A 13453-nucleotide genomic window follows, 5' to 3' on the forward strand; every position below is an offset into this window, starting at 1 on the left:
AAAGCTTTATGGGAATATCCGGGCGGGCGGTGGGCCGGGGAGGGCCTTGTGCGAAAACCGACAATTCCCCGACAATGGCGCACCTCGGGCGGACGGCCGGGGGCGGGAGGGCCAGCCGGGGAGAAGCCGGGGGCTGCGCGCCCCCGGACCCCGCGGGATATTTGGGCAGAGTGAAAGCGAAAGGGAGAGACGCGCCCCGGCGGCGGGCCCGGGCGCGTCGGTGGACGGGGCGGCAGAGCGCGGGGCGGAGGGCCGGGGGGGGCCGCGCGGCGCGAGGCGCCCGGGCCGCGGAGATCGGGGGCGGGGGCTGTGCGCCCCGCGCCGGGGGTCAGGCGGCGTGCGCGCCCGAGGCCTTCAGCTCCTCGACCACCGCCTCGAGCGGCAGATCGATGCGCTCGATGGCCAGTTCCTCGAGGAAGAGCCGTTCCATGCGGGTGAGCGGGCCCTCGATCACCGCCACATGCCCCCTCGCCGAGCGTTTCGCGATCTGGCGGGCGTAGGTGCGCAGGAGCTGGTCGTCGAACCGGCAGCCGAGGAAGAGGAAACCGCGGCCGGTGCGGCGGTTCTGCACCTCCTCGGGGATCGGGCTCTGGATGTCGATCTCGGTCAGGACCTCGACATAGTCGCTGTCGGAGACGAGGAAGGAATGGCCCGGCACCGCCATCCCGTGCGGCTTGTAGAGGAGGCTCCGCCAGCCGGGATCGGCCGCGGAACAGAGCGCGTCGGCCGCGTCGTAGGCGCGGTGCCAGATCTCGGCCCATTCGCCGTTGCGGCTGACGCCCTGCACGAGGCCCCAGTCGGGCGCCCCCTGCCGGAAGCGGCGCACGAGGCCCGCATCGTACCAGGCATCGACCACCATCGGCGGGCGCACCGCGGCGAGCCAGTCGTGGATCGGGTTCGGCCCCGTGGGCGCGGCGAAGGCCTTCACCACCATGGCCTCGAGCGTGGCGCGGAAGCGGCGCGTCTCGACGAACTGCGCCGCGGCCCAGAGATTGCCCTGCGCGCGCCGGGGCACCCGCACCTCGGCCTCGATCCGGGCCGAGAGCGCGGCGGGCGCGGCGAGCGCCCCGCCGAGCGCGGCCACGCCCGGCCCCAGATAGGGCACGACCCGGCCCTGCCCCACCGCTTCGAGCGCCACGCGCAGCATCTCGCGCGTCATGGGCTCATTCCTCCCGGTCGGTCAGGCGGCGCGCCTCGACCGTGATCGGCAGCGCGGGCGGCGCGTCATAGGCGGGCATCTGGAAGATCCAGCCATTGCCGAGCCTGGCCCAGCCGCCCCACATGCCGGGCTTTTCCATGGCCACCACCGGCTCCTCGAGGTCCTTCTTGGCCACATAGGCCACGAAGCCCTTGGCGCCTTCGCTGATCATCACCTTCATCGCGATCCCTCCTGTGGATTGTCGAGGCCGATCAGCTCGCGCCCGCGCATGCCCACGATGCGTTGGCGTCCGACGAATTCGACCGCATAGATGTAGTAGCGTTGCAGATAGGTGCCGATGTCTCGCACATAGCCCACATCGCCCTTGTGGACGACGACCTCGCCCAGTTCGGCATCCCACATCGTTCCGTCGTTCTTGACGGTGAAGCGGGAACGTACCTTCTCGCCCGGCTCGAACAGGGGCGGGGCGTAGATCTCCACGGTGTCGTCAGGCTCCGGCATCGCTGTCCTCGTGCAACTGGGCGAGCCGCCGACGGGCGGCCTCGCGGATCAGGGGGTCCTCGTCCCGCGCGAGGCTCCGGGCGAGCGGCGCGGGCGCGCGCTCGGCCACGGCGTGGCGGACGCGCAGATCGGGATCGGCTGCGAAGGCGCCTAGCCGCTCGGGCGCGATCCGAAGGGCCGCGGTGCGGCGCACGAGCGGCTCGGGATCGCCGCGCAGATGGATGAGCCAGGCCGGGTCGATGCGGGCTGCCACCGCGCGGCGCACTTCGGGATCGGGATCCTGTGCGAGGACGGGCAGCGCGCCCGCCTCGGCCCGGCGGGCCACGACGAGGCGCACCGCGGGATCGGCATCGCGCCTCAGCAGATGCAGGTCCGACGGCGGCAGGCGGTGGGCGACCGCGATCCGCACCGCGCGGTCGGGATCGGCCACGAGACGGCGCGCCTGCGCGGCGGGCAGGCGCAGGATCGCCACCGCCCGCACTGCCGGGTCCGGATCCTCGAGAAGCGGCGGCAGGCGGAACAGGTTCGCCCGTCGCGCGGCCTGGGCCCGGACCTCGAAATAGGGATGGGTGAGGAAGGCATCCGCCAGCTCGGGACCGAGCAGGAAGAACCGCTCGATCCGCGGCGCGTAGCGATCGTTGGCGCAGGCCCAGCCCGGCCCGCAGAGCCCTTCGGCCAGCCGCCCGACATGGCGGCAGCCGCCGCAATCGACGGCGGCGCCCTGCCAGTCGAGGGGCTCCGGGCCCTCGGGCATCAGGCCGGCACGCAGGTCTTGGGCACCGGGCAGACCGAGGCGCATTGCGGCGTCTCGAACCGGCCCGCGCATTCGGTGCAGAGCAGGGGGTCGATGCGGAAGGCCGCGCCGGCGGGGCCGATGGCCGAGCTCGGACATTCGATCTCGCAGGCGCCGCAGGCGGTGCAGAGGGCGGTCACGATCCGGTAGGGCATGGCGGACCTCCTTCAGGCGCTGAGCGCGCCCGCGTCGGGGCTGCGGTTGCGGTCGGCATAGAGGTCGAGGAGCGCGGTCTCGATGTAATCCATGGCGCAGGCGTCGATCACCTCGATGCCAGCTTCGGCCATCCGGGACCGCGGCCCCTCGCCGATGCGGGCGCAGAGCACGACCGGCACACCGTCGAGCGTGCGGACGATCTCGGTCAGCCGGTCGCTCTCGCCGTGGCCGCCCACGCAGTAATTGTCGGCCCGCCGGTGAGTGAGGAAGCGCACACCGCCCGCATCCACCTCGTAGATCTGGAACTCGGTGGCATGGCCGAAATGCTGGTTGATGCGCCCGCCGCCCTTGGTGCAGACGGCCACGCGCATCGGCGGCGCGGCGAGGGCGGCGGCCTCGGCCTGCGCGGCCTCGGTCGCGGCGCGCCGGTCGGCCCGCTCGCGCGCCACCCAGTCGCGATAGGCTGCGCGCTTCTCCTCGCCATCCTCCGCGACCGTCTCGGGCAGCTTGTCGAGCGTGAACTCCTGCCCGCGGTCCTCGCCCAGCATCCCCACCGCATCGGCGCGGCACTGGCGGCAGTGCTTCATCAGGTTCGCCCCGTCGCCGCACTGGTCCTGCACCGCCCGAAGCTCGGCCGCCGTCGGGCCACGCTGGCCGGTGAGGCCGAAATGGGTGCCATGCGCCGGATCCGAGATCAGCGGCATGATGTTGTGCAGGAACGCGCCCCGGGCCTTCACCTCCCGGTTCAGCTCGACCATGCCCGCATCGTTGATGCCGGGGATCAGGACCGAATTCACCTTCACCAGCACCCCGCGGGCGACCAGCATGTCGAGCGCCTCCATCTGGCGCGCGAGGAGGATCGCCGCCCCCTCAACCCCCTCGTGTCGCTTGCCGCGGAAGAAGACCCACGGATAGATCTTCGCTCCCACCTCGGGATCGAGCGTGTTGATGGTCAGCGTCACATGGTCGATGTTCATCGCCACGATCTCCTCGACATGATCGGGCATGGCGAGCCCGTTGGAGGAGAGGCAGAGCTTGATGTCGGGCAGCTGCGACTGGACCTTGTCGAAGGTGGCCTTCGTCTTCTTCCAGTCATAGGCCGCATCGCCCGGGCCCGCGATGCCCAGCACCGACAGCTGCGGCACCTCGGCGGCCACGGCCAGCACCTTGCGCGCCGCCTGCTCGGGCGTCAGCCGCTCGGAGACGACGCCGGGGCGGCTCTCGTTGGCGCAGTCATACTTGCGGTTGCAGTAGTTGCACTGGATGTTGCAGGCGGGCGCCACCGAGACATGCATCCGCGCGAAATAATGGTGCGCCTCTTCGGAATAGCAGGGGTGATCCTTAACCTTGGCCCAGGTCGCCGGGTCCATGTCGGCGGGTCCCGCCTTCGTCCCGCAGGAGGAAGCGGTGCAGCCGCCCGCCATCGCCTGCCCGAGCTCGTCGCGCGACGCGACCTGTAGTCCGCCCAGCGAGATGATGTTGGCCATGTTCCGGTCTCCGACTGTGCTGTGTCGGATTTCGGAGAAGCACGGGGCGTGCCAGGTGGCGGAAGGCCTGTGCCGGAAGGCGCCTGCCGCCGCTCGCGGCCGCGAGGGTCGCAAATGCGACAAGGGTCGGCCGGCGCGGCGGGATATTTGTCGCACCCCGGCCGCAGGGCCGAGGCGCGCGGCCTGCAGGTCCTCCCGACGATCCGCCGGCGCGCGGCGCACCGCTCTCATTGCGGCGGTGGCGGGCTAGAACTTCTCGACCCGGATGTTGTATTTCTTCAGCGCATAGCCGATCTGGCGCGGGGTCATGCCGCGCAGGCGCGCGGCCTTGGCCTGCACCCAGCCGGCTCGCTCCATCGCCTCGATCAGCGCCTCGCGCTCGGCCGCCTCGCCGTCGAGCGGCGCGGAGGGGACGGTCGGCGGCGGGGGTGGCGGCGCGCTGGGGGCGGCTGCGGGCGGGCGGCTGCCCAGAACCGGCAGCTCCAGCGGCCCCTGCGCGAGCCCGCCCACCGGCGAGGCCGATCCGGTCTGGAGCCGCCAGAGATCGGCCGACAGGCAATGGTCGTGGTGGCAGGCCAGATCGTCGGCGTGGATCACCGTCTCGGGCGAGAGGGCCGCCACACGCGCGATGCAGTTCTCGAGCTCGCGCACGTTGCCGGGGAAGTTGCACTGGGCAAGCGCGGCCACAGCCGAGGGATGCAGCTTCTTCTTCATCCCGTTGCGCTTGTTGAACCGCTCGAGCAGCCCCTGCGCCAGAAGGCCGATGTCCTCCTTGCGGTCGCGCAGCGGCGGCAGCACGATGGGCACCACGCAGATGCGGAAATAGAGGTCGGCGCGGAAGGTGCCGTTCGCCACCGCCCGCTCGAGATCCTTGTTCGTGGCCGTCACCAGCCGGACATCGACGCGCAGCGTGCGCGTGCCCCCCACCCGCTCGAACTCGCCCTCCTGCAGGATGCGCAGGAGCTTGGCCTGAAACTCGAGGCTGATTTCGCCGATCTCGTCGAGAAACAGCGTGCCGCCCTCGGCCATCTCGAACCGGCCCTTCTTCTGCTGGACGGCGCCGGTGAAGGAGCCCTTCTCATGTCCGAACAGTTCGGATTCGAGCAGCGACTGGCTCAGCGCCGCGCAGTTGACCTTGATGAAGGCCTTGTCGCGCCGCTCGGACAGCGCATGGAGCGCGCGAGCGAAGACCTCCTTGCCGGTGCCGCTCTCGCCGCGCAGCAGGACGGGCGTGTGGGTGCCCGCCACCTTGCGGATCTGGCCGATCACGCGCTGGATGGCGGGGGAGGAGCCGATCACCCCCTCGAGCGCCTCGGCCGGCGCCTCGACGGGCGGGCCCGCGGTCGCCTCGGCCGCGACCCGGATCGCCTCGCGCGCCTCCTGCACGATCCGGTCGCGGTCGCGGGCGACGAGACGGCGGAAGCGGATCGACTGTTCGAGCACCGCCGCCACCATGTTCAGGACGCGCAGGTCGGTGTCGAGGTAGCGCGCGCCATTGTCCTTGAGGCTGCGGTAGGCGCAGAGCACGCCCAGCACGAAGGGCGAATTGGCCTGATCGCGGATCGGCACCGCCACCAGCGCCTGCCGGCTGTCGCCGAGGCCCGGCGGCAGCGCCTCGGCGCCGAACTCCTCGAGGATGTCGCAGGAAACGAGCGACACGCCGTTGCGGAAGACATGCCGCGCCACCTGCGCGGGGATCGCGCGGGCCTCGGCCCCGGCGGGCGGCACGCCCGAGGCGGTGGCCGCGATCACATAGGGATTGACGTGGCGGGCATTGCGCTGGGTCTCGGCCTGCGCCCCCTCCTGCAGGAGGGCGAGCGCGCCGTGCCGCAGACCCATGAAGGCGCCCAGCACCCCGAACACTGCAGGCATGCAGGCGATCGGATCGCTCGCGCCGGTCAGAAGCTTGGCGATCTCGCAGAGCGCGTCGAGGGTCAGATATTCCTCACCCCGTTCGGCCACTGCGCCGGACCGTGCCGCGGACGTGTCCATCACCAGACCTCCGTCTAACTCTTACTGTCAAACCATGTTTGCGCCTTGCGGCGCCTCTGTCCAATACGGCTGAAGCGGCGGATCGCACAAAGGGCGATCCAGCACAATCACCCGGCGAATTGGCCGCACCGCTCGCAGGGCTGGTGAATAATTGCTCACATGACGTGCCCGATTACGGGGCGCCCTGCGAATCGCGAAGCGTGAAATGCACGGGCCTTTCGGCAGGCAGATCCGCCCCCGGACGGGGCCGGAGGCGGTCTGCGCGCCACTGGCGGCGCGCTACATGCCCGGATCGATGGGCTCTTCCACCGCGCCGCCGCCCTCGGCCCAGTCCTTGAGACCGCCGAGATTGTAGACCTCGGAGAAGCCCATCTCCTGCAGGACCTTGCCCGCCAGCGCCGCCCTGCCGCCGGAGGCGCAGTGCAGCACGATGGGTCGGTCGCGGCGCAGGGCCGGGTCATGATAGGGCGAGTCCGGATCGGCGCGGAACTCCAGCATCCCGCGCGGGATATTGTGCGAGCCTTCTGCGCGCCCTGTCTTCTCGATCTCGGGCGCGTCGCGGATGTCGAGCAGGAGCGCGCCTTTTTCCGCCATGAGCTTCCGGGCGCGCTCGGCGTCGATCCTCTCTACGGCCGCGTTGGCAGCGGCCATCATCTCCTTCAGCGTGGTGCTCATTGCCTCCCTCTCCTCACCGGGGGCCGGCCGATCCGGCCCACGGACAGAGCCTAGATCCGGCGCGCGCCGCCTGTCCACGCGCGACCGGCCGCACCCGCGCCACCCTCCGGTCCTCGCCCGCCGGCGCACGGGAAGGTGATGGCGGCAGTCTGCCCGCCGGGCGGCGCCGCGCCCTGCCGCCCTTTCCAGCCATGGCCATCGTGGCTATGATGCGCCCGCCGCGACACGCCGCGGCTTTCGGGGCAGGAGACCGGCCGCAGGACCCGGTCTGGCAACAGACGCGGAGCAAACCCGCGCACGAAGGGGCGAGCGATGTCACATCCGATCTTTCGGAACTGGGCTCTCGTGGCGGCGGCCGGGCTGGTGCTCGGCGCGTGTGACCGCGTGCGGGAAGCCACGGGCTTCGGCCCCGCCGAGGGGGGCGCTGCCGCAGTGATCGTGCCGGCGCAGGCCCCCGTGGGCGCGGATGTCGAGGCACCCGAGGCCTACCAGACCACCGACAAGGCCCTCTGGGACGGGCGTCCGTCGCTCGGCGGGATCTGGGTCGCGGCACCCGACGTGAAGGATCCCGAGCGCGTGGTGATGGTCAATCCCGCGAACAACCGCTCGGTCGTGGGCGCGCTCTTCCGGCGCGAACGCGAGAATCCGGGGCCGAAACTGCAGCTGTCCTCCGATGCGGCCGAGGCGTTGGGTCTTTTGGCGGGCCAACCCGCCACCATCCGCGTGACCGCGCTGCGCCGCAAGGAAGCGGCAGAGGCCGCCGCGACGGACGCGTCCGTGAGCCAGCCCGCTCCCCAGCCAGCCACAGAGGCTGGTCCCGCCTTCCTCGCCACGGAGCCCCGGACCGCGAGCCCCGCCCCGGTGGCCGGCGGGCGCACGATCCGCGTGGGCAGCTTCGGCCAGCCCGAGAATGCCCGCCGCACCGCCGACCGCCTCACCGAAGGCGGCGTGCCCGCCCGCGTCGCCGAAGTGCGGCAGGGCGGAACTTCGCTCTGGACCGTCCTCGCCGGTCCCGCCCCCTCCGACGAGGCCCCGGCCCTTCTGGCCCGGGTCAAGGGCCTAGGCTTCGCCGACGCCCATCTTCTCGCCCGCTGACAGGAAAGGACGCACCCGTGTCGCTGCCCCGCCTCTTCCTCGCCCTGATCCTGAGCCTCGTGACCGCGCTGCCTGCGCTGGCCTTCGACACGCGCGCCCGCGCGGCCTGGGTCTATGACGTGACCACCCACACGGTGCTGCTCGACAAGAACGCGCACGAGCCGCTGCCGCCGGCCTCGATGTCCAAGCTCATGACGCTGAACATGCTGTTCGAGGCGCTGCGCGACGGGCGTGTGACGATGGAGACCACCTTCGCCGTCTCGACCAAGGCCAAGCAGATGGGCGGGTCGAAGATGTTCGTCGAGGAGCGCGACCGGCCCACCGTCGAGGAGCTGATCCACGGCATCATCGTGAACTCGGGCAACGACGCCTGCGTGGTTGTGGCCGAGGGGCTGAACGGCACCGAAAGCGACTTCGCCCGCGCCATGACTGTCCGCGCCAAGGCGCTGGGGATGACCGACTCGACCTTCACCAACTCCTCGGGCTGGCCCGACCCCGGCCACCGGATGAGCGTGCACGATCTGGGCATCCTCGCGGTGCGGCTGATCGAGGAATTCCCGGAGTTCTATCCCTATTTCTCGCACACCGAGTTCAACTACAAGGACCGGGTCCCCTCGAACGCCAACAACCGCAACCCGCTGCTGCGCCTCGGGCCGAACGGCGACTGGACGGCGGACGGGCTGAAGACCGGGCACACGCAGGAGGCGGGCTACGGCCTCGTGGGCTCGGCGGTGCAGAAGGACGGCCGCCGCATCGTCTTCGTGCTGACCGGCCTCGCGACCGAGGCCGACCGGGCGCAGGAAGGCGAGCAGATCGTGAACTGGGCCTTTCGCCAGTTCGTCCAGAAGACGCTGGTGACCAAGGGCCAGCGCGTGACCGAGGCCGATGTCTGGCTCGGCAATGCCTCGCGCGTGGGGCTGGTGCCGGCCGAGGATGTGAAGCTCCTCGTGCCCGCGCTGGTGCAGGACAATGTGACGGCCGAGGTGAGCTACACGGGGCCGCTCCGCGCGCCGATCGCCGCCGGTCAGGAGCTGGCCGAGCTAGTGATCCATGTGCCCGACCTGCCCGACACGCGGGTGCCGCTGGTGGCCGAGGGCAGCATCGGCAGCGGCGGGCTGCAGGTGCGGCTGATGACGGCGGCGAAGGTGCTCTATCGCCGCTTCATGGAGGAGGCGCCGGCCACCTGAGCCGGCGGACCGATGGGCGCGCAGGGCTTCTTTCTCGCGGTCGAGGGGATCGACGGCTCCGGCAAGTCCGGGATCGTCCGGTCTCTGGCGGCGCATCTCGGGGCGGAGGGCCGCGACGTGCTCGTCACGCGCGAGCCGGGCGGCACCCCCGAGGGCGAGGCCATCCGCGGGCTGGTGCTCGCCGGCGCCGACGAGGCGTGGGATCCGATGGCGGAGCTCCTGCTGATGACCGCCGCGCGCGTCCAGCATGTCCGCCGCGTGATCGCGCCCGCGCTGGCGCAGGGCCGGGTCGTGATTTCGGACCGCTATGCGGGCTCGACGCTGGCCTATCAGGGCACCGGGCGCGGCCTCTCCGAGGCGTTCATCCGCACGCTCCATGCCGAGGCCACGGGCGATCTCTGGCCGGATCTGACGCTCGTCCTCGATCTCGAGGCGGGCATCGGCCTCGCCCGCAGCCGCCGGAGGCTCACCGGCGAGACGCTGGACGAAGGCCGGTTCGAGAGCCTCGATCTGGCCTTCCACGAGCGCATCCGCGCGGCCTTCCTCGCGCAGGCTGCCCGCGACCCCGGCCGCCATGCAGTGATCGATGCCTCGGGCACGCCCGAGGAAGTGCAGGCCCGGGCCTGTGCGGCGCTGGCGCCGTTCCTCGCGCAGGCGCCGGTCTGACGGACCCGGTCGCGGAATCGGGCCCGGATCGCCTTTCCCCGGATCGCTGAAGATCGGCGGTCTCGCCCCTGCCCTGCGCCGCGCATCTGCCTCGGTAGGCCGGGATCGCATCCGCAGCCGAGCCCCCGTCTCACTCAGCCCAGAAAAGCCTGCCCATCCAAGGCGGTCGCCGGATCGTCTCAGCCTGTCCGCGCCGCGAGGCGGAGAGCGTGGCTCGGGTCGGAGGCGGCCGCGGGAAGGACCGGATCGTAGGCCGCGCGGATCACCGAGGCGATCTCGGGCCGCAGGATCAGCGTCTCGCCCGCGCGCGCCAGCGGAGAGCTCTCGGCGAAGGCACGCTCGGACCAGAGCAGCATCGATTGCACCGCCTGCGTGAGCGCCAGCGCCTCGGCCGGCATCGCCGAGAGATGCGCGTCCATCCGCAGGAAGACGAAGCAGGCGCGGATCGCTCCTTCGGCATCGAAGCGGAAATGGCGATACTGGTTTGCCCCCGCCGCCGCCAGCCGCGCACAGAGCGGCCCGAGATCGGGGATCATCCGGTCGAGGTTCGGCACCTCCGGCAGCTCCTCCCAGTCGCGGAAGAAGAAGATCATGAGATTGACGCCGAGTTCGGGATCGGTCTCCGCCATCCGGTGCCCGGCAAGCGCGACCACCGCCTCGACCGCGCCCTTGACGGTGGCGAGCGTGGCCTCCTCGACGCCGAACACGACGGGCACGAGCGGCCGGCCCCAGCGCGCGAACCGGAAGCGCCCCTCCGCGTCGGTGAAGAGCGCCTCGACGTCCGAAGGTGTCATGGCCGCCCTCCCCTGCCGTTCGAGGCGGGACATAGGATCTTTCCGCCGCACAGGCAACCGGGGCGGCTCCGGCGGGACCTATGAGCTTGGCAGCGCAGGAGACGCATCCTCGGGGCGCGGGATCCTTGCGCCGAGCCTGCAGCTCCTCCCCGTGCCATGGCGATCCGGTCTGCAGCGCCACGACTGTCGCCGTCCGCACGGCGCAGAGGCTCACCGCCGGCACTCCCCCGAAGATCGTCTCGGAGCGATTGACTCGCCCGGATCCGCCCGGACAGGATGGCGGCCTGATCGGAGAGACCCATGCCGCTTGCGACCACCTACGCCTTCCTCGTCCTTGCGATCCTTGCCGAAGTCGTGGCCACCACGGCGCTCGCGCGCTCGGACGGGTTCACCCGGCTCTGGCCCAGCGTCGTCACCGTGGTGGGCTATGCGATCGCCTTCGGCTGCCTCTCGGTCACGCTGAAGGTGATGCCCACGGGCATCGTCTATGCGGTCTGGTCGGGGCTCGGCATCGTCTTCATCGCGGCCATCGGCTGGATCGTCTATGGCGAGCGGCTGGACCTGCCGGCGATCCTCGGCCTCGGCCTGATCCTCTTGGGCGTGCTGGTGGTGAACCTCTTTTCCAAGACCATCCCGCACTAGCCGAGCCCGTGCCGGCCGCATGAGGCGAACGACGCGAGGCGCCTGCGCGCGGCCGCGGCGAGGCCCCGCGGGCTTGCCACGAGGCAGAACCGCTTGCCCGGGGCGACGCCTGCGTCAGTCATGCCGTCTGAGGCCGGTAGCCCCATTTGCGTCGATTTGAAGCCCGGGCGAGGGGCAATGCGGGGCGGGCGAAACCGACGTCGCGCCCGATCCGGGCAAAGCCCGCCTCTCGGGTGCGTCACCGCAGGCCACCGCCAGGGCCCTCTGCCTCAGCCGAAGAGATCCGACTGCCCCGGCCCCTTCGGCGGCTCGATCCCCATGTGACGCCAGGCCTTGTGCGCCAGCATCCGGCCGCGAGGCGTGCGCTGGATCAGGCCCTGCTGCAGCAGATAGGGCTCGATCACCTCCTCGACCGCGTCGCGGCTTTCGGACAGGGCGGCGGCGATGGTCTCGATGCCCACCGGCCCGCCGCCGTAATTCTCGGCGATGAGGCCGATATAGCGCCGGTCGCCGAGGTCGAGCCCCAGATGGTCCACCCCGAGCCGGGTCAGCGCGCGGTCGGCGATCGCCTGCGTGAGCCGCCCGTCCCCCTCGACCAGCGCGAAATCGACCACCCGGCGCAAGAGGCGACCCGCGATCCGCGGCGTGCCGCGCGCGCGGCGGGCGATCTCGCGCGTGCCCTCGGGGTCGCTGTCCACGCCCATCATGCGCGCGCCCCGCGCCACGATCAGGTCGAGCTCGTCCTCGGTGTAGAACTGGAGCCGCGTGGGAATGCCGAACCTGTCGCGCAGGGGCGTGGTCAGCAGGCCTAGCCGCGTCGTGGCCCCCACCAGCGTGAAGGGCTGCAGGTCGATCCGCACCGTCCGCGCCGCCGGCCCCTCGCCGATCACGAGATCCAGCGCGAAATCCTCGAGCGCGGGATAGAGCACCTCCTCGACCACGGGCGAGAGCCGGTGGATCTCGTCGATGAAGAGCACGTCGCGCGGCTCAAGGTTGGTGAGGATCGCGGCGAGGTCGCCCGGCTTGGCCAGCACCGGGCCCGAGGTCATGCGGAATCCCACCCCCAGCTCGCGCGCCATGATCTGCGCGAGCGTGGTCTTGCCGAGGCCCGGCGGGCCGTGGAAGAGCGTGTGATCCATCGCTTCGCCGCGCATCCGGGCGCTCTCGATGAAGACGCGCAGATTGGCGCGCGCCTCGGCCTGCCCCACGAATTCCTCGAGCGACTGCGGGCGCAGCGCGCGGTCCATGTCTTCGGGCAGCCGCTCGGGGCGAAGGGTCGGATCGGAACTTGTCATGCGCTCGCTCGGATTTGCCGGAACATTCCTCGAACGGGCCGGCGGATGCAAGCAGGAAGCGCCATCAGCTCCACGGACCGCGGCGCGCGGCCACGCGGGGAATGCGCGAGGCCTGCGGCGCGCCCTCGGCCATGGCGCGGAGCGCCGCGATCCGGTTGGCGGTGTTCGGGTGGGTCGCGAACAGCCGGTCGTGGCCCATCGCATGAAGCGGGTTCACGATGAACATGTGCGCCGTCGCGGGGTTACGCTCGGCCCGGACATTGTCGATGCGCTGCGCGAGCCCCTCGATCTTGCCCAGCGCCGAGGCGAGCCAGAGCGGACGGCCGCAGATCTCGGCGCCGATCCGGTCCGCCTCATATTCGCGCGACCGCGAGATCGCCATCTGCACGAGACCCGCCGCCAGCGGCGCGAGGAACATCAGCGCGAGCGTGCCCACGAGGCCCATCGGCCGCTCGCCCTCCTCGTTCGAGCTGCCGCCGAAGAAGAAGGCGAAGTTGGCGAGCATCGAGATCGCGCCGGCGAAGGTCGCGGTCACGGTCATCAGCAGCGTGTCGCGGTTCCGGATATGGGCGAGCTCGTGCGCCACCACGCCCGCCACCTCTTCCGGGGTCAGCGCCCGCAGAAGGCCCCGCGTGACCGCCACCGCAGCATTCTCGGGGTTGCGCCCGGTGGCGAAGGCGTTGGGCTGGTCGGTCTCGATCAGATAGAGCTTCGGCATCGGCATCCCGGCCCGGTCGGCCAGCCCCCGGACCATGTTGTAGAGATCCGGGGCCGCGCGCGGGTCCACCTCATGCGCGCCATGCATCGAGAGCACGGCCCGGTCCGAATTCCAGAAGGTGAAGAGGTTCATGCCCGCGGCGATCACGAGCGCGATGATCGCGCCGCTCTGCCCGCCGATGAGCGCCCCGACGCCGAGGAACAGCGCCGTCATGACCGCCATCAGGATGCCTGTGCGAACGTATCCCATGGATGCTTCTCCCTCACCGGAAACCGTTGCAGATATGGCCCCGC

The 13453-nt window shown here is 71.2% G+C and carries 15 protein-coding genes; 4 read left to right on the top strand and 11 right to left on the bottom strand.

Annotation, left to right across the window (positions count from 1 at the left end):
• Positions 1–328 precede the first annotated feature (328 nt).
• From RSP_RS11000 to RSP_RS11035, 8 genes are all read right to left on the bottom strand, one after another.
• Complete coding sequence (locus RSP_RS11000) at positions 329–1159, bottom strand: SIR2 family NAD-dependent protein deacylase (protein ID WP_011338304.1); 831 nt, start codon at positions 1157–1159, stop codon at positions 329–331.
• A gap of 4 nt (positions 1160–1163) precedes the next feature.
• Complete coding sequence (gene nifT / locus RSP_RS11005; RefSeq protein WP_011338305.1) at positions 1164–1379, bottom strand: putative nitrogen fixation protein NifT; 216 nt, start codon at positions 1377–1379, stop codon at positions 1164–1166.
• Positions 1376–1660: a nitrogen fixation protein NifZ gene (locus RSP_RS11010; RefSeq protein WP_002720708.1), complete on the bottom strand. Its 285-nt coding sequence runs from the start codon at positions 1658–1660 to the stop codon at positions 1376–1378. The genes nifT and RSP_RS11010 overlap by 4 nt, the downstream gene beginning before the upstream one ends.
• Positions 1647–2414: a 4Fe4S-binding leucine-rich repeat protein gene (locus RSP_RS11015; RefSeq protein WP_011338306.1), complete on the bottom strand. Its 768-nt coding sequence runs from the start codon at positions 2412–2414 to the stop codon at positions 1647–1649. The genes RSP_RS11010 and RSP_RS11015 overlap by 14 nt, the downstream gene beginning before the upstream one ends.
• The gene (locus tag RSP_RS11020) at positions 2414–2608 is read right to left on the bottom strand and encodes a 4Fe-4S dicluster domain-containing protein (RefSeq protein ID WP_002720710.1); all 195 of its coding nucleotides are present in this window, start codon (positions 2606–2608) and stop codon (positions 2414–2416) included. Before RSP_RS11020 ends, RSP_RS11015 begins: the two co-directional genes overlap by 1 nt.
• Before the next feature lie 12 nt (positions 2609–2620).
• Positions 2621–4096: a nitrogenase cofactor biosynthesis protein NifB gene (gene nifB, locus RSP_RS11025; protein ID WP_011338307.1), complete on the bottom strand. Its 1476-nt coding sequence runs from the start codon at positions 4094–4096 to the stop codon at positions 2621–2623.
• A 246-nt stretch (positions 4097–4342) separates the two neighbouring features.
• Positions 4343–6088: a nif-specific transcriptional activator NifA gene (nifA, locus tag RSP_RS11030; RefSeq protein ID WP_011338308.1), complete on the bottom strand. Its 1746-nt coding sequence runs from the start codon at positions 6086–6088 to the stop codon at positions 4343–4345.
• 279 nt (positions 6089–6367) lie between these two features.
• Positions 6368–6763, bottom strand: a complete 396-nt coding sequence (locus RSP_RS11035; RefSeq protein ID WP_011338309.1) for a rhodanese-like domain-containing protein — start codon at positions 6761–6763, stop codon at positions 6368–6370.
• Between the two features lie 312 nt (positions 6764–7075).
• Here RSP_RS11035 and RSP_RS11040 point away from each other — a divergent pair, with 312 nt between their 5' ends.
• Genes RSP_RS11040 through tmk form a run of 3 tightly spaced genes read left to right on the top strand, consistent with a single transcriptional unit; the run spans position 7076 to position 9711 of the window.
• Positions 7076–7858, top strand: coding sequence for an SPOR domain-containing protein (locus tag RSP_RS11040; RefSeq protein WP_011841512.1), 783 nt, complete (start codon positions 7076–7078; stop codon positions 7856–7858).
• A 17-nt stretch (positions 7859–7875) separates the two neighbouring features.
• The gene (locus tag RSP_RS11045) at positions 7876–9045 is read left to right on the top strand and encodes a D-alanyl-D-alanine carboxypeptidase family protein (protein WP_009561978.1); all 1170 of its coding nucleotides are present in this window, start codon (positions 7876–7878) and stop codon (positions 9043–9045) included.
• A 12-nt stretch (positions 9046–9057) separates the two neighbouring features.
• Positions 9058–9711, top strand: a complete 654-nt coding sequence (gene tmk, locus RSP_RS11050) for a dTMP kinase (protein ID WP_002720716.1) — start codon at positions 9058–9060, stop codon at positions 9709–9711.
• A gap of 179 nt (positions 9712–9890) precedes the next feature.
• On the opposite strand, the gene RSP_RS11055 is transcribed toward tmk, so the two are convergent.
• Positions 9891–10538 (bottom strand): hypothetical protein, encoded by a 648-nt coding sequence (locus RSP_RS11055; protein WP_011338312.1) that lies wholly within the window; start codon positions 10536–10538, stop codon positions 9891–9893.
• A 267-nt stretch (positions 10539–10805) separates the two neighbouring features.
• On the opposite strand from RSP_RS11055, the gene RSP_RS11060 reads away from it, so the two are divergent.
• Entirely contained in the window at positions 10806–11147 is a 342-nt protein-coding gene (locus RSP_RS11060) for an SMR family transporter (protein WP_002720718.1), read from the top strand.
• A gap of 269 nt (positions 11148–11416) precedes the next feature.
• On the opposite strand, the gene ruvB is transcribed toward RSP_RS11060, so the two are convergent.
• Both ruvB and htpX read right to left on the bottom strand, forming a co-directional pair.
• Positions 11417–12442, bottom strand: a complete 1026-nt coding sequence (gene ruvB / locus RSP_RS11065) for a Holliday junction branch migration DNA helicase RuvB (protein ID WP_011338313.1) — start codon at positions 12440–12442, stop codon at positions 11417–11419.
• A gap of 64 nt (positions 12443–12506) precedes the next feature.
• A complete protein-coding gene (htpX, locus tag RSP_RS11070; RefSeq protein WP_011338314.1) occupies positions 12507–13409 on the bottom strand; it encodes a zinc metalloprotease HtpX in 903 nt (300 codons plus the stop codon).
• Positions 13410–13453: the final 44 nt, after the last annotated feature.

Source organism: Cereibacter sphaeroides 2.4.1 (assembly GCF_000012905.2).
In the GTDB taxonomy this organism is placed as follows: Bacteria; Pseudomonadota; Alphaproteobacteria; order Rhodobacterales; family Rhodobacteraceae; genus Cereibacter_A; species Cereibacter_A sphaeroides.

What these genes read in the sequence shown, in the direction of transcription:
- RSP_RS11000 (WP_011338304.1), bottom strand. Translation starts at nt 1,159, where the DNA reads ATGACGCGCGAGATGCTGCGCGTGGCGCTCGAAGCGGTGGGGCAGGGC.
- nifT (WP_011338305.1), bottom strand. Translation starts at nt 1,379, where the DNA reads ATGAAGGTGATGATCAGCGAAGGCGCCAAGGGCTTCGTGGCCTATGTG.
- RSP_RS11010 (WP_002720708.1), bottom strand. Translation starts at nt 1,660, where the DNA reads ATGCCGGAGCCTGACGACACCGTGGAGATCTACGCCCCGCCCCTGTTC.
- RSP_RS11015 (WP_011338306.1), bottom strand. Translation starts at nt 2,414, where the DNA reads ATGCCCGAGGGCCCGGAGCCCCTCGACTGGCAGGGCGCCGCCGTCGAT.
- RSP_RS11020 (WP_002720710.1), bottom strand. Translation starts at nt 2,608, where the DNA reads ATGCCCTACCGGATCGTGACCGCCCTCTGCACCGCCTGCGGCGCCTGC.
- nifB (WP_011338307.1), bottom strand. Translation starts at nt 4,096, where the DNA reads ATGGCCAACATCATCTCGCTGGGCGGACTACAGGTCGCGTCGCGCGAC.
- nifA (WP_011338308.1), bottom strand. Translation starts at nt 6,088, where the DNA reads ATGGACACGTCCGCGGCACGGTCCGGCGCAGTGGCCGAACGGGGTGAG.
- RSP_RS11035 (WP_011338309.1), bottom strand. Translation starts at nt 6,763, where the DNA reads ATGAGCACCACGCTGAAGGAGATGATGGCCGCTGCCAACGCGGCCGTA.
- RSP_RS11040 (WP_011841512.1), top strand. Translation starts at nt 7,076, where the DNA reads ATGTCACATCCGATCTTTCGGAACTGGGCTCTCGTGGCGGCGGCCGGG.
- tmk (WP_002720716.1), top strand. Translation starts at nt 9,058, where the DNA reads ATGGGCGCGCAGGGCTTCTTTCTCGCGGTCGAGGGGATCGACGGCTCC.
- RSP_RS11055 (WP_011338312.1), bottom strand. Translation starts at nt 10,538, where the DNA reads ATGTCCCGCCTCGAACGGCAGGGGAGGGCGGCCATGACACCTTCGGAC.
- RSP_RS11060 (WP_002720718.1), top strand. Translation starts at nt 10,806, where the DNA reads ATGCCGCTTGCGACCACCTACGCCTTCCTCGTCCTTGCGATCCTTGCC.
- ruvB (WP_011338313.1), bottom strand. Translation starts at nt 12,442, where the DNA reads ATGACAAGTTCCGATCCGACCCTTCGCCCCGAGCGGCTGCCCGAAGAC.
- htpX (WP_011338314.1), bottom strand. Translation starts at nt 13,409, where the DNA reads ATGGGATACGTTCGCACAGGCATCCTGATGGCGGTCATGACGGCGCTG.